We start from the raw sequence: 23,282 nt of genomic DNA, 5'->3' as shown, positions 1-23,282 counted from the left end.
TCATTTTGGCGATTTCTTCGAGTGGATCAGGCTACCCGTGCAAAGTGCTCACCGGCGTAGGATTGTGATGCCTGTTCGATGCGGAACTGCTGCACAAGGGCCAGAAGCTCCTGCACCTCATTGGCCAGCATCTGGCTTGCAGCACTGGATTCTTCCGCCATGGCCGCGTTCTGCTGGGTCATCTGGTCCATCTGGTTGACGGAACTGTTGACCTCATGCAGGGCAGATGACTGGTCCTGCGCAGCGGTTGCGATGGTTTCAACATGTTTGCTGACATCCACGATCTGACCGCTGATTTCAGACAGAACTTCACCAGCCTGCTGCACCAGCAATGCGCCGGTCTCAACTTCATTGCTGGATTGGTTGATGAGACCCTTGATTTCACGCGCCGCATCGGCGGAACGCTGTGCCAGTTCGCGCACTTCCTGCGCCACGACCGCAAAACCTTTGCCAGCCTCGCCCGCGCGTGCTGCCTCAATACCGGCATTCAACGCCAACAGATTCGTCTGGAATGCGATATCGTCGATGACTTCGATGATCTGCTCGATCTTCTTGGAAGCGTCTTCGATACGGCCCATAGCGGCGACGGCATTGCTCACCACCGTGCCGGAACTATCGGCACTCTGGCGGGTGCGGTTGACAGCCTGATTGGCTTCACGGGCGCGCTCAGCCGACGATTTGACCGTGATGGTGATTTCTTCGACAGCGGCTGCGGTCTGTTCCAAAGACGCGGCCTGCGATTCCGTGCGACGTGAAAGATCGTTTGAAGATTGCAGCATTTCGTCGCCATTATGCTGAATGGTCAGCGTACGTTCGCGGATTTGCTGCAAGACGTTTTTCAAATGAGCGAGCGACGTGTTGAAGTCCATGCGCAGCTGATCAAGACGGCCAGAGAATGGCTTGTCAAGTGTGCGGGTCAGGTCACCCTGTGACAGGCGTGCCAGACCAGACGCAAGTTCGGTCACCGCAAATTCGATCTGCCGATCGAGTGTGCGCTTTTCATCATCGTTGCGGGCGCGTTCCTCATCAGCGGCAATCCGGTCTGCCTCACTGCGACCTTCGATAACCAACTTCTCATGCGCGTTGGTGCGGAACACTTCCAGTGCTTTGGCAATATTGCCAAACTCATTGGATCGATCTGCATAGGGGATGACAGTATCGAGATTGCCGCTCGAAAGCGAATTGACGGCACCAGTGAGCACACCGAGGGGACGCAGTGCACGACGGATGACGAAGTAACCCAACAGGCCCACGGCGCCCATGACAAGCGCGCTGGAAAACAGGATCATAGACTGAAGCCCAGCCAGATGATCGAAGAATACTTGCATTGGAATACCGACAAACAGGATGCCGACAGGCGCGCCCGACTTGGATTTTACCGGGATGTAGCCGGTCATGTATTCGCTGCCAAACAGGGTCGCCTTGCCAATGTAGACTTCACCCTTGCTGATTTTTGCATAGGCTTGGCTGTCGGTTGCCAGCTTGGTGCCGATGGCACGCTCGCCGTTTTCCTTCTTAACATTTGTAGACATGCGGACGAAATCTTCGCCCTGCTTCTGGAACACTGTGGAAACGCCACCGATGATCAGTGCCGTGCGATCCACCAGATCCGTATCACGCAATGTACCAATGCTTGCACGATCAACACTGACAAGGTTTCCATTATCGATGTTCAACGTGGCACCACCAACCTTCAGCTCATAGAGAACCGCCATGGCGCGGGCTGCACTGTTCGTCTGGATCTCCGCCGTCTCCATGACGTCTTCTTCGAGACTGACATAAGTCGAGACACCGATGGCCGCGATACCCAAAAGAACGAGGCAGGCTGTCAAAGCAATGATTTGCACTGCGACGGGTGCAGAAAGGAGCTTCTTCATCTCGGAGTTCCCCAATTTTTTACGATTGAAGCATCGTAAGGGGAAATCGTTAAAATTGAAAAAATTTCAAAAAATAACTAATCCGCTAATATTCAAGGCGACTTGATTAGGTGACAAATATCAATTTCTAATATTCAGCAATACTTCAAAACGCAGATAATACTACAATTAATGAATGTAGCCCATGCGAATTGCTTTGGCGATTGCTTGAATTCGATTGACGGAATCAAGCTTGATTGTCGCTGAGCCAAGATAGGCGTTGACCGTGTGAACGGACAGGCCAAGCTTAACGGCAATTTCTTCACTGATCTTGCCATCACCTGCCAATTGCAAGCAGGCAATTTCGCGCTCGCTTAAGGCTTCTGTCGGAGTCGAGCGGCGCTCATCCAGCGCCAGAAGATCAATCATCACCTGACAGCACTTCAGGTGGTGATCAATGGTCGTGCCGCAGTCGAGCTCGAGAGCCGTGCCGCAGAAGACAACCAGACCATTACCGATGTTGCCGAGTTTGATCGGCAGGGCCACACCTGCATAGGGCAGATCGGTATTGTCGGCCTGCTTCAACATCGGCACCATTTCAGGTGTTATGGAAATGCCCTTGCCCTGATCGGTAGACCAGATCAGTGGCAGCAGCGAGCCGTCAATATGCTCCAGAAGTGTGGCGCCGAGTGCCGAAACCAGCGCATTGGTCTGCTCGGCTGCGCCCATTCCCCAGTTCTCGAGTTCACACACAAGCTTGCGCTTGTTGGGAAAGCTTGAAATCGCAGCACGGAAGACGGCAAAATTTCTTGCCCCCATTTCCTTCTGCATACCAATCAACATTGGAAAAAGATCTGATCGATTGGACGTGCGGCTGACGCGGACAATCTGTACTCCGCCTTGCTCATCCGTGGTGGTGTCTCTCGAATAAGCCATCAATCAACCATCAAACAAGATTGTTACGAACCGCGTAAGCGATTGCTTCGGAGCGGGTTTTCGTCGCGGTTTTACGCATGACGCTAGTAATGTAGTTGTTGATTGTATTACGCGAAATTCCAAGAATAGTCGCCATTTCGTCACTGGTCTTGCCTTCGGCAATCCAATAGAGGCATTCAAGTTCGCGCTCGGTCAGATCAATGTCACGCTCGACCTTGAGATCATAGCCAATACCGAAGCTGGCGCTATAGCCGCACAACAAGCCGACTTCACGCAAACGCTCCATGGAAGGCACTGTACCTTCTGGGAACATCAGCAGAAGTGCAAAGCGTATGTTGCCGACGCAGAACGTCATTGCGCAATACTGTCGGTCCGTACCTTTGGGGATGCATCCCTCATCGGGCAGGATATGCAGTTGCGGCTGAAGGAGCGAGAGGCACTTTTCCATCTCACTCACGCGCGCTTGGCTGGCAGCAAGCGTACCACCAATCTTCTTGACGAGATCAAATGGCCAGTTGGATGTGATGACGAAGCTTAGACCATTCTCCTGAAACATATCCTCGCGGGCCAGCATATAATATGAAGCGCCCGCATAGGTGGCCAACACATCAAGAGAACCGGACATGTCCCCCGTTCCGGCTATCTCGCCCATCCAGCTGATGACTTGTACCCGCGATGAAGGTTGCACCGCTGGGTTCAGCGGTTTTACCGTCAGTCTGCGAATATCCACATCTGCCTTCAACTGATGAGTTTCCTTTAGGAAGGCCAGACCGGCCGGAGGTGCACGCATTGGTATCACCTCTGAGCCGCCCAAAAGCATTTTCAAATTTCAGCCTACGAATCACCTCATTCTAGGAGACGGTCAAGGAAATACCACTATCAGAATTTGGCATTTCCACTCCTTTCACCGGGCGACATGGAACAGACCATGAATACTGTACCAATCTGGCATTGGTGTTTCATGTCATGGCACAGATCTGGTTTGTGATCTTCTGGAATACCGCCGGAAACCGAGACATCCTCACATTTTTCAGGCGATTTTGAAGTCTGCCCTGCGTAAGCGTGGCTGGCGTCAGACGATTCGTTGATGGGGATAAAGCGCATCCCATCGAAAAAGTTCCTTCGCTCCTATCATTAATGTCCGGCATAACCGCGGCTGACAGTTGTCAATTATCGAAACAATGCCGGAATGGAAAAAGGCCGGGAAAAACCCGGCCTTGTTATCAAGCGGCCTTTTCGATGGCCCATTTGCGGAGGATCTTGGCAGCTCTTTCTTCGCTGATCTCCACCATACGCGACAGGCGACGTTCTGGCCCTTCTCGTACCCGGCGGTTGAAGCCGCCGTTGGGATCTTCGCCAGACAGCAGGTCGTCTGCGCTGTCGAAGCCGAAGTCTGCACCAAAGCCTTCCATGAGACCACCACCACCGCCGCCCATTGCTGGCGAGAAGTCTGGCAGTTCGAGGCCGGCTGCATCCTGTGCCAATTCCGCGTTTGCCGAACCATTGCCCATGACAGAGCGGACAACCGGGCGAATTCCAAGCCACACGATGAGGAAAGCCACAGCGATGAAGGCGAAGGAGTTGATGATACCTGCAGAGTTGCGTGTCAGGACTTCCATAAAACTTGGGCCGCTTGGTGCTTCATCAAGAAGCTGGCTTTCCAAGAAGGTCATGGCGGTCAGCGTTACATTGTCGCCACGGTCAGAGGAGATGCCCGCCGCAGAGGTAACGATCTTCTGCATCTCGGCGAGATAGGCGTCGATCTTGGCTTGGTCGACCGGTTCACCAACCATACGGGCGATACGGTCCTTGTTGACCACGACAGCGACGGAGATTTTTTCGACCTGATAGCTGTTACGAACCGTGGCAATTGTCTTGCTGTTAATTTCGTAGTTGGTCTGCTCTTCCTTCTTGTCGGATTCGTCAGACGATTCAGGACCACCGCTACCACCTTGTGGGGCCGCCTGCGGAACGTTCTGTTCAACCGTGGCTGCCGTGTCAGGGGTACGTTCCTGAGACTTCTGTGCTTCCTTGATCGTTCTGACCGAACGCTCGACACGTGATTCAGGATCGTAGACGGTTTCCTGAATTTGCTGGCTGTCGGTGTTCAGCTGTGCAGTCACGCTGGAGCGGAAGTTGTCCATGCCAAGGAACGGTGCGAGCGCCTTGTCAATGTTGGTTTCAATTTCCTGCTGTACGGACTGCACAAGTGTCAGCGAACGGCTCATTGCGCCGTTGGCAGCATCGTCGCCGGAGGCCAGAAGCTGACCGGTCGAGTCGAGGATGGTGACATCATCAACCTCAAGTCCAGGCACTGCCGATGCGACGAGGTGGCGAATAGAAGCCGCAGCCTTGCGACCTGCTGTCGCGCTGGCCCGGATCATAACGGAAGCCGTCGGCTTCTGTTCGCCACGGCGGAAGTTACCCACATCGGGCATAACGATGTGAACGCGTGCCGCAGTGATGCCGTTGATTTGCTGGATGGAGCGGCTGATTTCGCCTTCAAGAACGCGAACGCGGGTTACTTCCTGCATGAAGGAGGTAAGACCAAGCGAACCGACATTGTCGAAAAGCTCATAACCGGCATTGGCGCTGTTTGGCAAACCGCGTTCGGCAAGCAGTACGCGTGCGCGGCTGGTCATGCCAACCGGCACGTGGATGCTTGTGCCGTCGGAGCCGACTTCAAACTGGAAGTTGGATTCGGCAAGCGCAAGGCTGATCTTGTTCAGGTCGGCATTTTCGAGGCCGACATAAAGTGTTTCGTAAGCTGGCTTATTAACGTAAACAGCCGCCGCAATGACCAAGACCATGGAGACGATACCAACGCCACCAAGGAGCAACAAGCGCGTTTGGCCTAGCGCTGCAATATTTCTTAAGACCTGAGGGACTTGATTTAACAGATTCATTCTGTTCCGCACCGTCATTCATGGAGTCATAGACCGAATAGTCCTAGTGGCAACCTAGAAGACGAAGCTTGCGCGAGCGTTTCGCGCAGTGCGGTTTGTCAAATTGATGCTATTGGGGCTTTCACACCCGCCGGATCAGAACAGGTCGACGTCTCCGGAAACCTTGTCCAGCGGCTGCGAATGGCCGTGACGTAAGCCGGTGCCCAGCGCCTTTTGCATTTCGGCAAGCTTCACCAGGCTGAGCGCTGTGGTGACGTCAATCACCCACTCGGTTGGAATGGTACCGGTAATCGTGTCGATAAATTCCGCCAGGCCACGGGTTTTCTGGACTGCAAGGTCAATGCCCTGCAGCAGTTTCAGACCATCTTCGGAGATGGCGCCATCGGCCATTTCAAGCAATTGGGGTTCGATACGCTCAATCAGATAGGCAACGTCATGAAGTTCACTCACAACGCGCATCAAGACATCGGGCAGAGCTTCTTCCAATGGTGCCACCCGTGAATGCTCGGCAATATACATAAAAAACCCCGTTACTAGAAAAACTCGATATCGTTGGCCACCGGCTTGGGCGCCGGCTGCGGCCGGGCTTCCAAAGCGACGGTTTTTTGCGCTTCCGCACCGGTAAGCGGATGTTGGCGGGCCCGTCCGGAAACAGGCCAGTACTCAACCTTGCGACCATGATCCCCGCCCGTTGAGGAACTGATCACCGGTATGCCTTCATCCTTCAGAAACTGCATGGCAAACAATGCGTTCTGCTCACCGACATTGGAGAAGCTGGCAATGGTTTTTGCGCCGCCAAAGATCTTGGCTTCAAGCCTGTCCCTGCGCGCACCCTGCTTGAGCAGGCCGTTGATCAGCAACTCCATAAGATGGACACCGTAACGGGTGGCATCCCCGCCGCTCACTCCCCCCGTACCCGGCAAAAGGAAGTGGTTCATGCCGCCTACACCGGCGACAGGATCTCTCATACACGCAGCCACGCACGAACCCAGGATCGTCGTCAGAACCACATCGGGATCCTTGATGACCTTGTATTCTCCTTGAATGATATGCACGCGCTTGGCTGCAGCTTCCATCATTTAAGCGATCCGAATACGGCTTCGATAGCAGCCTTCATTTTTTCGATGGAGAAAGGCTTGGCCAGCACGTTGTTGGCACCGAGTTGTGCAGCCTTCTGTACCAGCGCGCGGTCACCCTGCGCCGTCAGAATGATGAAGGCAGCCTTCTTGGTGTTCGGGTTGGTGCGCACAGCCTGCAGGAAACCCAGACCGTCCATCTTCGGCATATTGAAGTCGGAGATGACCAGGTGGTGAGGTTGCTGCTCCATAATCTTCATGCCCTGCTCACCGTCACCGGCGGACGTGATCTGCTTGAAACCAAGCTGGGTCAGCGCGTCACTCAGCAACAGTCGGCTGGTTACCTGATCATCAACGATCAGAACTTTGATTTTCTCTGCGATAGACATTATTCAGAACCTTCTTTCCGGGCAGCAGTTAACTTCAAAATTTCCTCGCCAATCGCGGTTAACGGCAGCTGTTGCTCGACGGCACCCAGTTCGTAGGCCACTCTTGGCATTCCATATACGACACATGTCTTTTCATTCTGTCCGACGGTGCGCGCGCCAGCATGCCTCATTTTCAAAAGGCCTGCCGCACCATCACGCCCCATGCCGGTAAGGATGACCCCTACTGCATTTCGGCCTGCCAGTTCGGCAACAGAATCAAAAAGCACATCGACCGATGGGCGGTGACCGTTTACCGGCTCCCGCTCCAACAACCTGCAACTTGGCGCAGAGTGATTGACAACTTGCAAATGCCGCTCCCCACCGGGCGCTAGGTAAATTTTACCAATCTGCAATCGCGCGCCGTCGGTTGCCTCTTCCACGACCGGTGCACACAGGCGGTTAAGCCGTTCCGCAAAGCTCTTGGTAAAGGTCGGCGGCATATGTTGGGTGATAACTGTCGGCGGGCAATTGGCCGGAAATTTCTGCAAGACAGTAATGAGAGCTTCCACACCGCCCGTCGAAGAGCCGATCGCCACGATCTTGCGACCACCGCGATAATCATTCACGGACATGGCCTTGGGTGGTGCTGGCCGCTCGGCAACCGGTGCAGGCGCGGTGCGATAGCTGACAAGTTGAGACCGTGCGGCAGCCTTCACCTTTTCGGCAAGATCGCCAAACGGATTGCGATCGCCAGGTGCTGGTTTGCCCACACAATCAAAAGCACCGATTTCCAGTGCGGTCAGAGATGCATTTGCACCGTGATGCGTCAGCGTCGATACCATGATCACCGGCATCGGTCTCAGGCGCATGATCTTTTCGAGGAATTCGAGGCCATTCATATCTGGCATCTCGATATCAAGTGTCACAACATCAGGATTAAGTTGCTTGATTGCAGCACGTGCTTCCATGGCATCGCCAGCCTGACCCACAACCTGAACGTCCGGGTCAGCCTTCAAGACAGCCGTAATCAGTCCGCGCATGGTCGGAGAATCATCGACAACGAGAACTCTGGCTGGAGCACCCATTATTTCCTCCCCTTTCCGATGTAGCGGTAGGTGGTGATGCCGATATTATCGAACACGTTTTTTGCGTCGCCAGACACGCGCTCGGAATGACCGATGTAAAGATGTCCGCCCTCAGGAAACAGACCGGCAAAACGGTTCCAGATTTTCATCTGGGTTGGCTCATCAAAATAGATCACGACGTTGCGGCAGAATATGATGTCGAAATTTCCCTTGAAGGGCCACTGCGTCATCAAATTAAGCTCGTTAAAGGTGATCAGACGTTTTACCTTGTCGCTGATCTGGTACTTTTTACGACCACCAGCATCAACCTCGGCAAACCACTGCTTGCGCATGGATGCAGAGACCGTCTCAAGCGCCGTTTCATCGTAAACACCAGCGCGCGCCAATGCGAGAATCTTCGGGTCGATATCGGTTGCCAGGATCTTGAAGTCGTAATCCGTGACATTGGGGAACATCGCCAGGACGGTCAGCGCAATCGAATAAGGCTCCTGCCCGTCGGAGCAGGCAGCCGACCATATACGAACGCGTCCACCGGCTTTCGCACGGTTGATCAGGCCTGGCAGCACTTCGTCACGCAGGTGATCAAAGTGATGGTTTTCACGGAAAAAACGCGTGAAATTGGTCGTCAGATGCGACAGCATTTCACGACGCGGCTGCGCCCCCTCTGGAGAGGCGACAAGCGCGCAATATTCCTTGAACCCACTCAAGCCAAGATTGCGGATATGCTTCGACAGGCGAGAATAGACAAGCGACGCTTTAGAATCGTTGAGATAAATCCCTGCATCGGCGTAAATCATCGCCGCAATATCCGTCAGATCGCGCCTTGTCAGCGGATATTCTCCGCTGGCAAGCACTTCATCAGGCGACTGTCGTTGATCGTTCAACTTGAGCGACGTCATTCATCACCGCTTTCAACCGGTTGCAGCAAGAGACATCTCTTGCTTCAGGGACTGGCCACGCGATGCGCCAACTACGGCATCGACGTCGAGAATAAGAGCAACGCGACCGTCACCGAGAATGGTTGCAGCAGCAATGCCCGGAACGTGGGTGTAGTTTGCCTCAAGCGACTTGATAACCACCTGGCGCTGGCCCTGGATCGCATCGACCATCAGGGCGCGCTGGCCGCCACCTTCAGATTCCACCAAGAGAGCAACACCTTCGACCGGGTTTGCCTGGGTTGCGCGGAAGTTGAGGATACGACCAACATCCACCAGTGGGCAGAAGCTGTTGCGGATCGAGATCAGACGCTGGTTGGCACCGAACGAATGGATGCTCTGCGCTTCCGGCTGTAGTGTTTCGACAATCGCCGTCAAAGGTACAACGAGCGTCTGCCCGGCAACCGTGACCACCATGCCGTCGAGCACGGCCAGTGTCAGCGGAAGGCTCATGGTAAAGGTAGAACCAAGACCCGGACGCGAGGTGATGCTGATACGACCGCCAAGCGCCTGAATGGAGCGCTTGACAACGTCCATGCCCACACCACGACCCGAAATATCGGAAATCTTGTCGGCGGTGGAGAAGCCCGGCATGAAGATCAGGTTGTCGATCTCTTCATCCGACAGGTTTGCGTCAGCGGCAATCAGATCGTTGTCGATGGCCTTCTGGCGTACGCGCTCGCGGTTGATACCGGCGCCATCGTCCTGCAATTCAATGAGAATGCGGCCAGAACGGTGCTTTGCAGACAGCTTGACTGTGCCCTCAGGGTTCTTTCCGGCAGCTTCGCGTTTTTCCGGTGTTTCAATACCGTGGTCGACGGCATTGCGGATCATGTGGGTCAGCGGCTCGGCTAGCTTGTCGATAACCGTCTTGTCCACTTCGGTGTTTTCACCTTCGGTAATAAGACGGATTTGTTTGCCGATCATGTCGGCAACTTCGCGGACGATACGCGACATGCGCTGGAACACAGGCTTAACCGGCTGCGCGCGGATAGCCATAACGCTATCCTGAATTTCGCGGGTCAGTTGCTGAAGTTCTTCCAGCCCCATGTTGACAGCTGAGGTGCCGGTCGTATCGTTCTCGATCACGCTCTGCGACAACATCGCCTGATTGATGACCAGCTCGCCAACCAGGTTGATGAGGCGGTCAACGCGATCAAGGTCAACGCGGATTGTCTGGCCAGCACTGGCATTTGCAGCAGCAGCAGCGTTGGCAGGAGCAGCCGCTTCCTTGACAACTTCTTTCTTTTCAACGGCGGCAGAGACTTTTCTCAAGACGTCGCTTGCAGCACCAGCGGTTGAAACAGCATCGTCAGCAGCAGACAGTACCGCAGGCTCTTCGATAACCTCTTCATCCAGGATAGAAAGGTCGAAAGGAACAGGCACCATTGGCAGTTCTTCAGCCGTGGCTTCCGGCTCCGGCGACGTGATTTCGAGATCACAATCCCACTCTGCGAACTCGAACACGCTGCGAACGTCTTCCGCGCTCTTGTCCGTCTTTACGGTGATAGTCCAGGAAAAATAGGCTGCTTCAGGATCGATATCTTCCAGCGATGGCAGCGTGGACATGTCGCAGTTGATGCCCATTTCGCCAAGACGCGAAAGGTCGCGCAACAGCAAAGCGGCCTCATTGCCCTTGGAGTAGAGCGATGCCTTTGGCTTGAACACTACATTGTATACCGACGGCTCCATGAGCGGCGTGATATCGTCTTCAAAATCACTGAAGGAGAATGCGACGGGCTGGAAACCGCTTTCATCGGTTGGTGCGGGTGCATCTGCGACTTTTGGCGCAGTAGCTTCCGGCGCACTGGACGCGCTTGGCATTTCACCATTCGCAAGTGCTTCAAGTTCTTTAACCAAACCACGGGTGCGGGTTGCCTCAACCTGACCACCATCGCGCGCTGCGTTGGTCAAATCGGCCAGAACGTCTGCCGACTTCAGCATGACCTTCAAGACGTCCTGATTGGGTTCAAGCTTGTTCGAACGCACGCAATCGAGCGTGGTTTCGAACACGTGGGCGAAGGCAACCAGATCGTCCAGACCAAACGCGCCTGCGCCACCCTTGATGGAATGAACGGCTCGGAAAACGGCATTGACTGTCTCGGGATCACGATCGCCGTCGTTCAGCTTCAAAAGACCTGATTCCAGTTCGGCGAGCTGTTCCTCGCATTCCTGGAAGAAGATTTCTTTGATTTCGTTCATATCCATTGTGAAAAATCCCGTATCAGGCAGTTACACGTTCAATGGCATCAATAAGTTTGGCAGGATCGAAGGGCTTGACGATCCAGCCGGTCGCTCCGGCCTGCCGCGCACGGTTCTTCTTTTCCGCATCACTTTCGGTTGTCAGCACCAGGATCGGTACTGCACGGAACTTTTCGTTCCGGCGCACACCTTCAATAAAGCCGAAGCCATCAAGGCGCGGCATGTTGATGTCAGTAACGATAACATCCGGATTGCTCTGCTCGAGAACTTCAAGGCCCTCAACGCCGTCTTCAGCCTGCACGGTCTCGAAACCGGCATTATTGAGCGTTACCAGCAGCATGTTGCGGATCGTGCGGGAATCATCCACCGTCAGCACTTTTTTCTTCATTGCCGTATCTCCTTCGGGAGCAGATGATCTATGTTGACGCCGATCAATTGGAGCGTTTTTGCAAAAGCATCCGATGCTTTCGCGAATGTGATTGCCTTGCCGTCGGTTTCCCATGTCTTGATGCCGGCCATCAGCACCTGAACACATTGAACGCCAACCCGCTCGACTGCCGATGCATCAATGGCAAGCGCAGAGCCGCGCAACTCCATCAATTTACCGCGCAGTACTGACGCTTCGTTGAGGTCCAGCACCGCGCTCAACTGCAATGTTGCCTGCGTGCTTTTTCTGCCTGCCATCAATTCACTCCTTGCCGTCTGAATTGCTGTATCTGTTCTTGGAAATATCTCGGGCTGCTCACGACCGGCTCTGGTTGAGTTTCCGGAGCGGCAACCGGTGCAGCCTGATGGTAATTCTGGTGCGAAATGTGGAATTCGCGAACCGTGCGGCCTAGCTCCAGAATAACCGTGTGAAGGTCATCGGCTTTTGCCGCGACATTGACGGTGCGCTGCGCACTCGCGCTGGCTTCGGAACCCAAAGCATTGATTTCGCTGGCCGCTGATTTCAGGTGACCGACATTGTCGCTAGTCATGGTTGTCATGTCGGTAATCATGCCGCTGACGTCAGAGACCTGACGGACAACACCTTCGATGGCATTCTGGGTGCGGTTGACCGTTTTCACGCCGGAATCGACTTGCGTTTTCGTCTCGCTCACCAGAGTTTTAATTTCACGTGCCGCATCGGCGGAACGTTGCGCGAGGGCGCGAACTTCCTGCGCGACCACCGCAAAGCCACGGCCACTGTCGCCAGCGCGTGCCGCTTCAATGCCGGCATTAAGCGCAAGCAGGTTGGTCTGGAAGGCAATCTCGTCGATAGTGCCGATAATCTTGCCAATCTGTTCGGCGGACTTTTCAATGTCAGACATGGCATTGATGGCTTCGCCCACCGCCTGGCCACTTTCCTGCGCCGACAGTTTTGCTGAAGACACTGCCTTTTCAGCGGTATCCATCTTTTCAGCGCCATGTCTGAAAGCCGAGAGAATATTTTCAATGATTGAGACGGCATCCTGAAGACGTTCGGTTTGCCGCGATGCATTGCCGGAAAGCGCCTTGCCTTCCTGAATGAAGTCATTGCTCAGCGCATGGGCCTCGTCAGCATTTCTGTTTACCGCCGCAACAGCGCCTTCAATGCGATCAAGCGCAAAGTTAAACAGCTTCACAAGCTCGCCGTAGGCTTCCGGCAGATCGTCATCGGCAACACGTGCCGACAGGTTGCCATCGGCAATCGCCCGCAATGTTCCTTCGAGAATGGTGACGGTGCGGGCCTGCTCTTCATTGCGCAAGCGTGCCAGTTCTTTCTGGTGGTTGATGCGCTGCTCATTAAAGCGCAGAGAAACCGCAATTTCCGTATCTGTCATGACCAAACGGACGACGGCTTTCACCAAATCTGCAAGTTCGTTGACCCGTTTGCGAGAACCCGGAAAAATCGAACGCGGCATGCCCTGCTGGATCAGGCCGACCAGAAGATGCTCCAGCACCACGGCGTGGCTTGCAACGTTCCAGCGCGGGTCGAGACCCATGCGCGTTTCACTGTCGGACAGAACCTTCACACGCTCTGCATAAAGCGCATCAAAACGGGCATCGGTCAGCACACCCCAATGGGCAGTTTGCAGATCGTGCAGCCGGTCAAGCTGGTGTTCACTTTCGAATGACGGAGAACAGTCCGGCAGCGACTGGAAGCGCAGCATCAGATCGCGCAGGCCGCCACGAGCCAGGGGCTCAAGTGTCATGCGGTTACGCCGCAACAGCTCACACTGCTCTTGGTCGAGCCCAGCAAAGCGCAAACGTCCGCCAAGGCTGCTGCCCTGCGTCTTACGCGACTGATCTGACGGCAGTTCATGCCCCAAGAGACGACCCCAAATCCTTATACCGGCCCACGTTCCGGTATATTTGCCTGTTTGCAGTCAGTTTTGGCGGCATCCGGCCAAGCGAAACCAAATGGGTTTCCCAAGCCGACACTCAAAACTGCTATAAATTTGAAACGAGATACCGGATCAGTCCCGGTACGGCAGAGCGGCTTCATGCCTAGGAGGAGTTGGAAAACTCCCTTTTCGCCGTGAATACTGGTAATCTTTATGGTTAATTCCTTGCTCGAAGGTTAAGAAACAATAACCGCCGCGTCAAACGGTAAAATTTGTTTCGACTTTGACCTATTGGCCTCATAACCACATTCAAAATTGCGATTTTTTCTGAAAAGACAGCGCATTTCTTGTCCCTATGTGCTGGACAAGGCGTCCGCCCTTACCCTAAAACAAAATCAACGGGATATTACGAGCGGCGCGGATCGAACGAATAAAGGAGATGTAACCTTGCCATGGATGGGGAAAAGCCAAACAGCCCTGCGCCATCCTTACGGGTTCATCGTTCTTGCAACCACCTGCCTGTTCGTTCTTATCAGTGCTCACGTCGGGCTTAGCCAAGGCTCCCCGATAAAGCCTTACCGCCTTGAGCGGCTGCAGCCACAAGAATTAGCGCGTAAGGCCTTTACCGATGACGGAACGTCGACCTGCGCAGCACTCAACCGGTTTGATACACCGTGTGATTTGCGAAAAAGCAATTCCGGCATAGAGGGTTTACAAACGGCTGTCATAGACAGCCTTGTCAAAGCCGGTAAAAAAAACCCGACGGGTCGTTACGCGCAGGGCATTCCTGAATCACCTTATTCAGTTGTCAGGGTTCCGCGCGGTCCCCCTTCCGGAGCCTCATAACCGTAAGGCATACTTTTCTACTGGTTCGCATTCAGCGAGGTTGCGGTTTGAAGAGAGCCCTCGGTTCAGAGACACCATTTGCCCCTGAAACCCGCTTGATGAATGACCGCCGCCTATGAATCCTGAATACCTTCTGCCACTGCTGATTTCCTTGCCCTTCATCGGCAGCATCGTCACCGGGATGATGCTTCGAACGAGTGCGGCAGCAGGTCCAGCATCGGTGGCAGGCGCAGTCGCCCTTTGTGGACTGCTGATCAGCCTGTTCCTGTACCCGACCGTCGCCGGTGGTGCCGTTCTGCGTTACGACGCCGAATGGCTGCCGCAACTTGGCCTGAACTTCACGCTGCGACTTGATGGATTTGCGTGGATGTTCTGCGTGCTTATCACCGGCATCGGCCTGCTGGTTGTGCTCTATGCACGGTATTATATGTCGACCGAAGATCCGATCCCGCGTTTCTTCGCCTTCCTGCTGCTGTTCATGGGTGCAATGCTCGGTGTCGTCGTTTCAGGCAACGTCATCCTGTTGTCGATCTTCTGGGAACTGACCAGTATCTTCTCCTTCCTGCTAATCGGTTACTGGCACCACAATGCAGCCGCTCGCGATGGTGCGCGTATGGCGCTGACCGTCACGGGCATCGGTGGTTTCTGCCTGCTGGCCGGTCTGCTTGTTCTTGGCCATATTGTCGGAAGTTACGATCTCGACGTTATCCTGAAATCCGCCTCCGTTGTGCAGTCGCATTCGCTTTATGTGCCGGCACTGGTGCTGATCCTGATTGGTGCGCTGACCAAGAGTGCGCAGTTCCCGTTCCACTTCTGGCTGCCGAACGCCATGGCTGCGCCGACACCTGTGTCGGCCTACCTGCACTCGGCAACCATGGTGAAGGCCGGCGTGTTCCTTCTCGTGCGATTGTGGCCGGTTCTGTCCGGCACTCCGGAATGGTTCTGGCTGGTTGGTTTTGCGGGTATCTCCACCCTGCTGCTGGGCGCCTACTTCGCGATGTTCCAGCAGGACCTCAAAGGTCTGCTCGCCTATTCGACAATCAGCCATCTAGGCCTGATCACAACCCTGCTCAGTCTTGGAAGTCCGCTTGCCGCCGTAGCTGCGATCTTCCACATGATGAACCACGCGACCTTCAAGGCGTCGCTGTTCATGGCCGCAGGTATCATCGACCATGAAACCGGCACTCGCGACATGCGCAAGCTGAGCGGCCTTTATACCTATCTGCCGGCGACGGCCACTCTGGCTATGGCGGCAAGTGCCGCCATGGCTGGTGTTCCGCTGCTTAATGGCTTTATTTCCAAGGAAATGTTCTTTGCCGAGGCGGTGGAAACCCACGCGGATTCCATTCTCGACAAGGCCCTGCCCTATGTCGCGACAATTGCTGGCGCCTTCAGCGTCACCTATTCTTTGCGCTTCATTCACACGGTGTTCTTTGGACCTGCGCCAACCGGCCTGCCAAACCCGAAGCCACATGAGCCACCGCGCTGGATGCGTTTCCCGATCGAGTTTCTGGTGTTTGCCTGCCTTGTGGTTGGGATCGTTCCTGGTCTTTCTATCGGCCCTTACCTGCATTCTGCAGTTCTGTCGGTGCTTGGTCCGGAAACCCCTTATTACAGCCTTTCGATCTGGCACGGTTTCAATCTGCCGCTCATTATGAGCTTGATTGCACTGGCCAGTGGTGTGCTGCTTTACGTGCTGCTGAACGGTTATCTTGCCAAATGTGATGATGGTCCGCCGGTCTTCCGTCACCTGCGCGGCCAGCGTATTTTCGAGCGTATTATCGTTACCGTTTCCTGGAAATGGGCACGCTGGCTGGAAAGCACTCTCGGCACACGCCGCCTTCAGCCGCAATTGCGCCTGCTGGTGCTGTTTGCACTGGTGGCTGGTATCTCGCCGCTGATAATGTCTGATTTCGCACTGACCTTGCCACGCGTCACCTCTTTTGATCCGGTATTTGTTATCTTGTGGCTGATCGGAATGGTCGCCGCACTTGGTGCTGCCTGGCAGGCGAAATATCACCGTCTCGCTGCGCTCATCATGCTTGGTGTGACCGGCCTGGTGACATGCCTTACCTTCGTATGGCTGTCGGCGCCGGATCTGGCGATCACCCAGCTTCTCGTTGAAATTGTCACCACGGTCCTCATCCTGCTTGGCATGCGCTGGCTGCCAAAGCGCGAAGAAAAGGTGGACAACAGCACAGAATTGCCGGCCCAGCTTCGCCGCGCCCGCGACTTTCTGGTGGCCGTTTCGTGCGGAATTGCGATGTCTGTTGTTGCCTACGCCGTGATGACGCTGCCTGTGCCAAATACAATTGCCAATTATTTCCTTGAGCGTGCCTATTCGGAAGGCGGCGGCCGTAACGTCGTCAACGTTATCCTCGTCGATTTCCGCGGCTTTGATACGATGGGTGAAATTGCGGTTCTTGCCATTGTGGCGCTAACCGTGTTTGCGCTGCTGCGTCGTTTCCGTCCAGCCAGCGAGAGTATCGGTAAAACCGAACAGCAGAAGATACAAAACGCCTTCGATGCCGCCCGGCCGGAACGTTCGGCTGGCGATACCGCGCGGGACTACTTGCTTGTTCCATCAGTTATCATGCAGTGGATGTTCCCGGTAATCATTACCTTCGCTGTCTACCTGTTCATGCGCGGGCATGATCTTCCAGGTGGCGGTTTCTCGGCAGGCATCACTATGGCGATTGCCTTCCTGCTGCAATATCTGGCCGGTGGCACACGCTGGGCAGAAGACCGCATCCGTATTCTGCCACTGCGTTGGATGGGTTTTGGTCTGATCGTTGCTGCCATGACCGGCATGGGATCATGGTATCTCGGATATCCGTTCCTGACATCTTACTCGCAATATCTGGAGCTGCCTTATATCGGCAAGATCCCGCTTGCCACCGCATTGATGTTCGATCTGGGCGTGTTCTCTCTCGTCGTTGGCGCTACGGTGCTGATGCTCATCGCGATTGCCCACCAGTCGCTGCGTAACTACCGCGTCAAATCTGCGGACACGAAAGCGGAGGGCGCGTAAATGGAACTCATTCTCTCAATCGGCATCGGCGTCATCACAGGCTCTGGCATCTGGCTCATCCTGCGTCCGCGTACCTATCAGGTCATTATTGGCCTGTCGTTGTTGTCCTATGCGGTGAACCTGTTCATCTTCGGTGTCGGAGGCATCAAAAGCAATGCGCCGCCGGTACTGGTGGATGGGGTTGATATCTCAACCCTGACCGATCCCGTACCACAGGCACTGGTTCTGACAGCTATCGTCATCGGTTTTGCGACCACGGCGCTTTTCCTCGTCGTTCTGCTTGCCGCAAGAGGCCTGACCGGCACAGACCACGTTGACGGAAGGGAGCAGTCGAAATGAACTCCTTCCCTTCGCATATCGTCATCGCACCTATTATGCTGCCGCTTTTAACCGGTGCTCTGCTGCTGTTCTTTGATGAGCGTCAGCGTTTTGCCAAAGCGATGATCAGTCTGGTGTCCTGCTGTGTCTTGCTTTTGATCACCATCACATTGTTCCAGCAGGTCAATTCGACCGTCAACACGGAAGTGGCGGCTGTCGTTTCAACCGGCGTTTACCTGCTCGGTAACTGGCCGGCACCTTTCGGCATTGTGCTGGTGGCTGACAGACTTTCCGCGATGATGTTACTCTTGACATCGCTTCTGGCCATTCCGGCACTGATTTATTCGCTGGCGAAGTGGCACAAGTCAGGTGCACATTTTCACTCACTATTCCACCTGATGCTGATGGGTATTAATGGTGCATTCCTGACAGGTGACCTGTTCAATCTCTTCGTGTTCTTCGAGGTGATGCTGGCAGCGTCCTATGGCCTGTTGCTGCACGGCTCCGGCCAGCTTCGCGTCAAGGCCGGTCTACATTACATCGCCATCAACCTTGTCAGCGCGCTTTGCTTCCTGATCGGCGTCAGCATGATCTACGGCGTGACCGGCACGCTGAACATGGGCGATCTGGCTCAGCGTATTCCTACCCTACAGCCCGACCAGCGCATGTTGCTTGAAACGGGTGCCGCCGTTCTTGGCGTGGCGTTTCTGGTCAAGGCCGGTATGTGGCCTCTGAACTTCTGGCTGCCCTCAACCTACAGCGCGGCATCGGCACCGGTCGGCGGTATCTTTGCCATCATGAGCAAAGTCGGCATCTACGTGATCGCCCGCCTGTCCTTCCTGCTGTTTGGCTCAACAGCCGGAGAATCAGCAGGTTTCGGTCATGATGCGCTGTTGTATGGCGGTATAGCCACAATTGTGTTTGGCGCCATTGGTGTGCTTGCCTCGCAGGCACTTGGCAGGCTTGCCGGTTTTTCGGTTCTTGTCTCGTCCGGCACGCTGCTGGCAGCCATGGGCACGGGCAATGCGACGGTCGCCGCAGGAGCCCTGTTCTATCTGGTCAGCTCGACGCTAACGATCAGCGCATTCTTCATGCTAATTGAATTGGTGGAACGCGGACAGGATGCGGGCGCGAACGTTCTTGCCGTGACCATGGAAGCCTATGGTGACGCGGAGGATGAAGAGGAAGACGCCGAAATGGGGGTGACGATGCCTGGAACCATGGCGGTTCTCGGCACGTGCTTTGCCGCCTGCGGTATTCTTCTGGCGGGTCTGCCACCGCTCTCCGGATTCATCGCCAAGTTCTCGATCCTTTCCGCCATTCTCAACCCTTCGGGGCTTGGCGCAAATGACAGCATCCCGGCACTGTCGTGGTGGATCGTGTTCCTGATCGTGTTTTCCGGTTTTGCGGCCCTGATCTCGATGACCCGTGCAGGCATCAGAACCTTCTGGGCCTCGATTGAAGGCACCGTTCCACGCGTGCTGGTGATCGAAATTGCACCTGTGATGGCATTGCTCGGCCTGACACTGCTGATGACCATTCAGGCCGGTCCTGTTATGCGCTACATGGAAGAAACGGCCCGCATTCTCGACCTGCCGGAATCCTACATTCAGGGTGTTATTTCCGCACCACGGGCGACCAGTCCAGCCGAGGAGGCACGCCCATGATTGCGCGTATCTTTCCTTATCCGCTGCTGACGGTTTCGCTTGTGATCTTCTGGCTGGTGCTGAACACGTTTTCGCTTGGCCACCTTATTCTGGGAAGCATCGTCGCCATGATCGCCTCCATGGCGATGGCGGCGTTGCGACCGGTCAAACCGACGTTTCGTCGCTGGTATCTACTGCCCAAGCTCATCCTGATCGTGCTTTTCGATATTGTTCGCTCGAACATATCAGTTGCGCAGATTATATTGTTCAAGAAGGAAAAAAATCGTCGTTCCGGCTTCTTGAACATTCAACTTGAGCTGAAACATCCGATGGGACTTGCGACGCTCGCAATCATTTTGACCAGCACACCGGGCAGTGCCTGGCTGGAATACAACTCCAGTCAGGGAACGTTGCTCTTGCACGTGCTCGACAATGTCGACGAGACGGCATGGACCGCCCTTATCAAAAACCGTTATGAAAAACTGCTGATGGAGATATTCGAATGAGTTCAATCATTCTGTTCTGGTCAATCAGCCTTGCGCAACTGTTTCTGGCCATCGCAATGGGAATATCGGTTTCGCGTATTGCACGCGGGCCCCGCGCACAGGACCGCGTGCTTGGCCTCGACACGTTATATGTCTGCGCAATGCTACTGCTGCTGACCTTTGCAATTCGCACCGGCAACGTCCTTTATTTCGAAGCTGCACTGGTGATCGCCATCCTTGGTTTTGTGTCGACTGTTGCCCTTTCGAAGTTCCTGATGCGTGGTGAGGTGATCGAATGAGCGAATATGGTGAGTTTCCGCTGTGGGCAGCCATCGCCGTTGCCTTTTTCATCCTGCTTGGCTCCAGCCTTGCGCTGATCGGCACTATCGGCTTTGCCCAACTCAACAGTTTTTATGAGCGGCTACATGCGCCGACCCTTGGCACAAGCTGGGGAACGGGTGGCATTGTCATGGCATCAATCATCTATTTTTCGGTGTCTGAAGGACGATTTGCCTTTCACGAGATTTTCATCGGTATCTTCATGACGGTGACCACACCTGTCTCGCTGATGTTGCTTGGCCGTGCAGCGCTTTACCGTGACCGCACCGAGCAGAATACCGAAGTGCGCAACAGTCTGGATGACGAACAACCGTAATTTCCAGACTGCGCCAAGATTACCGTTGTTTTACGTGGCCCTGCAGCCCACATATTGAGCATGTTCCGCACATTGGCTGCGGGTTGCGGCAATACCTGCAAGGCGCGAGTGATTGAACAGCAAGGCACAAACCACGACACTTCCGGATGTTTTCAGAGGCTGGTTTAAGGATAAAGGCTGGCAACCACGCCCTCATCAGCTTGAATTGATGGCACGGGCGCGTGGTGGCGAGAATATGCTGCTGATCGCTCCGACCGGCGCCGGTAAAACGCTTGGCGGTTTTCTCGCCTCTCTCACCGACCTTACGCAGCGGCAGAAGTCTCACAAGCTGCCAGGCGAAGCTTTTCGGGGTGTGCACACTCTCTACATATCGCCGCTCAAGGCGCTGGCCGTCGATATCGAACGCAACCTTATGAAGCCGGTTTCGGAAATGGGGCTTCCCATTACCGTTGAAACTCGCACCGGCGACACCCCGCAGGGCAAGCGGCAGCGACAAAAACTGAACCCGCCCGATATCCTGCTGACCACCCCTGAACAGGTCGCGCTTCTGATGGCCAACCGCGAAGCGGAAAGGTTCTTCAAAGACCTGAAATTTGTCGTGCTGGATGAGTTGCATTCACTCGTTACATCCAAGCGCGGGCATCTGTTGTCGCTTGGTCTAGCGCGGCTACGCAAACACGCGCCGGGCATGCGTACAATCGGTCTGTCAGCGACGGTTGCCGAACCGATGGAGCTGCGGCAATGGCTGGCACCCCACCATTGCGATACCGGTCCTGCCGGTGTCATAACCGTGTCCGGTGGCGCGAAACCAGATATCGCAATATTACATGCGCAGGAGCGCATTCCCTGGTCCGGCCACTCGGCACAATATGCAATGCCGGAACTCTATGAGATCCTGAAACAGCATCAGACAACGCTGATCTTCGTCAACACACGCTCACAGGCCGAACGGATTTTCCAGGAACTCTGGAGCATCAATGACGACAATCTGCCGATTGCCCTGCATCACGGCTCGCTGGATGCCGGACAACGCCGCAGGGTGGAAGCGGCAATGTCAGAAAACCGGTTGCGTGCCGTTGTCGCCACCTCGACATTGGACCTTGGCATTGACTGGGGTGATGTTGATCTGGTCGTCCATGTCGGTGCTCCGAAAGGAGCAAGCCGTCTGGCGCAGCGCATCGGCCGATCCAATCACCGCATGGACGAGCCGAGCAAGGCAATCCTGGTTCCGGCCAATCGTTTCGAGGTGATGGAGTGTCAGGCGGCACTCGATGCGAATTACATTGGTGCGCAGGACACGCCACCGGTCAGTGCCGGTACGCTCGACGTGCTGGCGCAGCACATTCTGGGCATGGCCTGTGCCGCGCCTTTTGATGCCGACATGCTGTTTAAGGAAGTGACCAGTGCCTATCCCTACGCGCCACTGGCACGCGGTACATATGATCGGGTTCTCGACTTTGTCGCGACCGGTGGCTACGCACTACGCACCTACGAGCGATACGCCCGCATTCGCAAGACGAAGGATGGCTTGTGGCGGGTCTCCAATCCGCAGGTCGCGCAGCAATACCGCATGAACCTCGGGACCATCATCGAAGCGGCAGAACTGAATGTGCGGATGGTCAAACGTAATGACCGTGGCACGCTTGGCCGCGGCGGAATGTCACTGGGCAAGGTCGAGGAGTATTTTCTGGAACAGCTCGTTCAGGGCGATACATTCGTGTTCTCCGGCAAGGTGCTGCGTTTCGAGGGTATCCGTGAAAATGAATGTCTTGCCTCGCAAGCCTCTTCCATGGACCCGAAAATTCCGTCCTATGCAGGGGGAAAATTCCCGCTATCGACCTATCTTGCCGATCAGGTCCGTTCCATGCTGGCAGACCCTGCCCGCTGGTCGCAACTGCCCGATCAGGTGCGCGACTGGCTGGAAATCCAAAAAGAAAGATCGCTCATTCCGGCGCGCAATGAGCTGCTTGTTGAAACCTTCGAACATCGCAAACGCTTTTACCTTATCTGTTATCCGTTTGAAGGCAGGCTGGCGCACCAGACACTTGGCATGTTGCTGACCCGTCGACTGGAACGTGCCGGTGCCAAGCCACTTGGTTTCGTGGCGACAGATTATTCGCTTGCCATATGGGGCATGGAGGACATGGGCCGGATGCTGGCCAACGATCGTCTCTCCCTCAATGAGCTTCTTGACGAGGATATGCTGGGCGACGATCTAGAAGCGTGGCTCAACGAATCCTTTTTGCTGAAGCGGACATTTCGCAACTGTGCCGTGATTTCAGGGTTGATCGAAAGGCGGCATCCAGGCAAGGAAAAGACCGGACGACAAGTCACTGTATCAACCGATCTGATCTATGACGTGCTACGCAGCCATGAGCCCGACCACATTCTGATGGAGGCAACACGCATTGATGCAGCCTCCGGACTTTTGGATATCGGCAGACTTGGAGATATGCTGAAGCGAATCAGAAGCCATATAACCCACCGGGCGCTTGAGCGGGTTTCGCCGCTGGCCGTGCCGGTGATGCTGGAAATAGGACGCGAGCACGTGGCTGGCGAAGCCCATGAAACGGTGCTTGAGGAAGCGGCAGAAGACCTTATTCGCGAAGCCATGAAGGAATAACGCAACAG

The 23,282-nt window shown here is 55.0% G+C and carries 21 protein-coding genes; 8 read left to right on the top strand and 13 right to left on the bottom strand.

What is annotated here, in order from left to right; all coding sequences use genetic code 11:
* Window positions 1-26: 26 nt before the first annotated feature.
* From ACZ5FM_RS00405 to ACZ5FM_RS00345, 13 genes are all read right to left on the bottom strand, one after another.
* On the bottom strand, window positions 27-1,877 hold the full coding sequence (locus ACZ5FM_RS00405; RefSeq protein ID WP_464039408.1) for a methyl-accepting chemotaxis protein: 1,851 nt from the start codon (window positions 1,875-1,877) through the stop codon (window positions 27-29).
* 168 nt (window positions 1,878-2,045) lie between these two features.
* On the bottom strand, window positions 2,046-2,792 hold the full coding sequence (gene visR / locus ACZ5FM_RS00400) for a transcriptional regulator VisR (protein WP_464039407.1): 747 nt from the start codon (window positions 2,790-2,792) through the stop codon (window positions 2,046-2,048).
* Between the two features lie 10 nt (window positions 2,793-2,802).
* Window positions 2,803-3,582 (bottom strand): transcriptional regulator VisN, encoded by a 780-nt coding sequence (gene visN / locus ACZ5FM_RS00395; RefSeq protein WP_405049437.1) that lies wholly within the window; start codon window positions 3,580-3,582, stop codon window positions 2,803-2,805.
* Between the two features lie 433 nt (window positions 3,583-4,015).
* Entirely contained in the window at window positions 4,016-5,698 is a 1,683-nt protein-coding gene (gene fliF / locus ACZ5FM_RS00390; protein ID WP_464039406.1) for a flagellar basal-body MS-ring/collar protein FliF, read from the bottom strand.
* 135 nt (window positions 5,699-5,833) lie between these two features.
* A complete protein-coding gene (gene cheT, locus ACZ5FM_RS00385) occupies window positions 5,834-6,217 on the bottom strand; it encodes a chemotaxis protein CheT (RefSeq protein WP_192486825.1) in 384 nt (127 codons plus the stop codon).
* A 14-nt stretch (window positions 6,218-6,231) separates the two neighbouring features.
* Complete coding sequence (gene cheD, locus ACZ5FM_RS00380) at window positions 6,232-6,777, bottom strand: chemoreceptor glutamine deamidase CheD (RefSeq protein WP_192486824.1); 546 nt, start codon at window positions 6,775-6,777, stop codon at window positions 6,232-6,234.
* Complete coding sequence (locus ACZ5FM_RS00375; RefSeq protein ID WP_192486823.1) at window positions 6,774-7,163, bottom strand: response regulator; 390 nt, start codon at window positions 7,161-7,163, stop codon at window positions 6,774-6,776. Before ACZ5FM_RS00375 ends, cheD begins: the two co-directional genes overlap by 4 nt.
* On the bottom strand, window positions 7,163-8,227 hold the full coding sequence (gene cheB / locus ACZ5FM_RS00370; RefSeq protein ID WP_192486822.1) for a protein-glutamate O-methylesterase CheB: 1,065 nt from the start codon (window positions 8,225-8,227) through the stop codon (window positions 7,163-7,165). The genes ACZ5FM_RS00375 and cheB overlap by 1 nt, the downstream gene beginning before the upstream one ends.
* Entirely contained in the window at window positions 8,227-9,126 is a 900-nt protein-coding gene (gene cheR / locus ACZ5FM_RS00365) for a protein-glutamate O-methyltransferase CheR (protein WP_464039405.1), read from the bottom strand. The genes cheB and cheR overlap by 1 nt, the downstream gene beginning before the upstream one ends.
* A gap of 12 nt (window positions 9,127-9,138) precedes the next feature.
* Window positions 9,139-11,370, bottom strand: a complete 2,232-nt coding sequence (locus tag ACZ5FM_RS00360; protein WP_464039404.1) for a chemotaxis protein CheA — start codon at window positions 11,368-11,370, stop codon at window positions 9,139-9,141.
* Window positions 11,371-11,386: 16 nt separating this feature from the next.
* Window positions 11,387-11,752: a chemotaxis response regulator CheY1 gene (gene cheY1, locus ACZ5FM_RS00355; protein WP_250983432.1), complete on the bottom strand. Its 366-nt coding sequence runs from the start codon at window positions 11,750-11,752 to the stop codon at window positions 11,387-11,389.
* Window positions 11,749-12,048: an STAS domain-containing protein gene (locus tag ACZ5FM_RS00350; protein WP_192486818.1), complete on the bottom strand. Its 300-nt coding sequence runs from the start codon at window positions 12,046-12,048 to the stop codon at window positions 11,749-11,751. The genes cheY1 and ACZ5FM_RS00350 overlap by 4 nt, the downstream gene beginning before the upstream one ends.
* Window positions 12,048-13,655: a methyl-accepting chemotaxis protein gene (locus ACZ5FM_RS00345; protein WP_464039403.1), complete on the bottom strand. Its 1,608-nt coding sequence runs from the start codon at window positions 13,653-13,655 to the stop codon at window positions 12,048-12,050. Before ACZ5FM_RS00345 ends, ACZ5FM_RS00350 begins: the two co-directional genes overlap by 1 nt.
* Before the next feature lie 330 nt (window positions 13,656-13,985).
* Between ACZ5FM_RS00345 and ACZ5FM_RS00340 the strand changes: the two genes are divergently transcribed.
* The 8 genes from ACZ5FM_RS00340 to ACZ5FM_RS00305 all read left to right on the top strand — a co-directional run bounded on the left by ACZ5FM_RS00340 (window position 13,986) and on the right by ACZ5FM_RS00305 (window position 23,274).
* Window positions 13,986-14,516 carry a hypothetical protein gene (locus ACZ5FM_RS00340; RefSeq protein WP_464039402.1) on the top strand — a complete coding sequence of 177 codons (531 nt, stop codon included), beginning with the start codon at window positions 13,986-13,988 and terminating at the stop codon, window positions 14,514-14,516.
* A 115-nt stretch (window positions 14,517-14,631) separates the two neighbouring features.
* Complete coding sequence (locus ACZ5FM_RS00335) at window positions 14,632-17,547, top strand: monovalent cation/H+ antiporter subunit A (protein ID WP_259147748.1); 2,916 nt, start codon at window positions 14,632-14,634, stop codon at window positions 17,545-17,547.
* Entirely contained in the window at window positions 17,548-17,886 is a 339-nt protein-coding gene (locus ACZ5FM_RS00330; protein WP_192486815.1) for a Na+/H+ antiporter subunit C, read from the top strand.
* Window positions 17,883-19,532 (top strand): monovalent cation/H+ antiporter subunit D, encoded by a 1,650-nt coding sequence (locus ACZ5FM_RS00325; RefSeq protein WP_192486814.1) that lies wholly within the window; start codon window positions 17,883-17,885, stop codon window positions 19,530-19,532. The genes ACZ5FM_RS00330 and ACZ5FM_RS00325 overlap by 4 nt, the downstream gene beginning before the upstream one ends.
* Window positions 19,529-20,017 carry a Na+/H+ antiporter subunit E gene (locus ACZ5FM_RS00320; RefSeq protein ID WP_250983428.1) on the top strand — a complete coding sequence of 163 codons (489 nt, stop codon included), beginning with the start codon at window positions 19,529-19,531 and terminating at the stop codon, window positions 20,015-20,017. The genes ACZ5FM_RS00325 and ACZ5FM_RS00320 overlap by 4 nt, the downstream gene beginning before the upstream one ends.
* Entirely contained in the window at window positions 20,014-20,295 is a 282-nt protein-coding gene (locus tag ACZ5FM_RS00315; RefSeq protein WP_192486812.1) for a K+/H+ antiporter subunit F, read from the top strand. The genes ACZ5FM_RS00320 and ACZ5FM_RS00315 overlap by 4 nt, the downstream gene beginning before the upstream one ends.
* Window positions 20,292-20,651 (top strand): monovalent cation/H(+) antiporter subunit G, encoded by a 360-nt coding sequence (mnhG, locus tag ACZ5FM_RS00310; RefSeq protein WP_192486811.1) that lies wholly within the window; start codon window positions 20,292-20,294, stop codon window positions 20,649-20,651. The genes ACZ5FM_RS00315 and mnhG overlap by 4 nt, the downstream gene beginning before the upstream one ends.
* Before the next feature lie 112 nt (window positions 20,652-20,763).
* On the top strand, window positions 20,764-23,274 hold the full coding sequence (locus ACZ5FM_RS00305) for a ligase-associated DNA damage response DEXH box helicase (protein ID WP_464039401.1): 2,511 nt from the start codon (window positions 20,764-20,766) through the stop codon (window positions 23,272-23,274).
* Window positions 23,275-23,282: the final 8 nt, after the last annotated feature.

This window comes from Agrobacterium sp. 5Ca50 (assembly GCF_055381905.1).
The sequence above is the reverse complement of the archived record's forward strand: the minus strand, read 5'-3'. Positions and strand labels throughout refer to the sequence as shown.

Coding starts and splice junctions, on each gene's coding strand:
- ACZ5FM_RS00315 (WP_192486812.1), top strand. CDS start 20,014: ATGAGTTCAATCATTCTGTTCTGGTCAATCAGCCTTGCGCAACTGTTT.
- fliF (WP_464039406.1), bottom strand. CDS start 5,698: ATGAATCTGTTAAATCAAGTCCCTCAGGTCTTAAGAAATATTGCAGCG.
- ACZ5FM_RS00360 (WP_464039404.1), bottom strand. CDS start 11,370: ATGGATATGAACGAAATCAAAGAAATCTTCTTCCAGGAATGCGAGGAA.
- cheT (WP_192486825.1), bottom strand. CDS start 6,217: ATGTATATTGCCGAGCATTCACGGGTGGCACCATTGGAAGAAGCTCTG.
- ACZ5FM_RS00405 (WP_464039408.1), bottom strand. CDS start 1,877: ATGAAGAAGCTCCTTTCTGCACCCGTCGCAGTGCAAATCATTGCTTTG.
- cheB (WP_192486822.1), bottom strand. CDS start 8,227: ATGGGTGCTCCAGCCAGAGTTCTCGTTGTCGATGATTCTCCGACCATG.
- cheR (WP_464039405.1), bottom strand. CDS start 9,126: ATGACGTCGCTCAAGTTGAACGATCAACGACAGTCGCCTGATGAAGTG.
- mnhG (WP_192486811.1), top strand. CDS start 20,292: ATGAGCGAATATGGTGAGTTTCCGCTGTGGGCAGCCATCGCCGTTGCC.
- visR (WP_464039407.1), bottom strand. CDS start 2,792: ATGGCTTATTCGAGAGACACCACCACGGATGAGCAAGGCGGAGTACAG.
- ACZ5FM_RS00330 (WP_192486815.1), top strand. CDS start 17,548: ATGGAACTCATTCTCTCAATCGGCATCGGCGTCATCACAGGCTCTGGC.
- ACZ5FM_RS00335 (WP_259147748.1), top strand. CDS start 14,632: ATGAATCCTGAATACCTTCTGCCACTGCTGATTTCCTTGCCCTTCATC.
- ACZ5FM_RS00320 (WP_250983428.1), top strand. CDS start 19,529: ATGATTGCGCGTATCTTTCCTTATCCGCTGCTGACGGTTTCGCTTGTG.
- ACZ5FM_RS00350 (WP_192486818.1), bottom strand. CDS start 12,048: ATGGCAGGCAGAAAAAGCACGCAGGCAACATTGCAGTTGAGCGCGGTG.
- visN (WP_405049437.1), bottom strand. CDS start 3,582: ATGCGTGCACCTCCGGCCGGTCTGGCCTTCCTAAAGGAAACTCATCAG.
- cheD (WP_192486824.1), bottom strand. CDS start 6,777: ATGATGGAAGCTGCAGCCAAGCGCGTGCATATCATTCAAGGAGAATAC.
- cheY1 (WP_250983432.1), bottom strand. CDS start 11,752: ATGAAGAAAAAAGTGCTGACGGTGGATGATTCCCGCACGATCCGCAAC.
- ACZ5FM_RS00325 (WP_192486814.1), top strand. CDS start 17,883: ATGAACTCCTTCCCTTCGCATATCGTCATCGCACCTATTATGCTGCCG.
- ACZ5FM_RS00375 (WP_192486823.1), bottom strand. CDS start 7,163: ATGTCTATCGCAGAGAAAATCAAAGTTCTGATCGTTGATGATCAGGTA.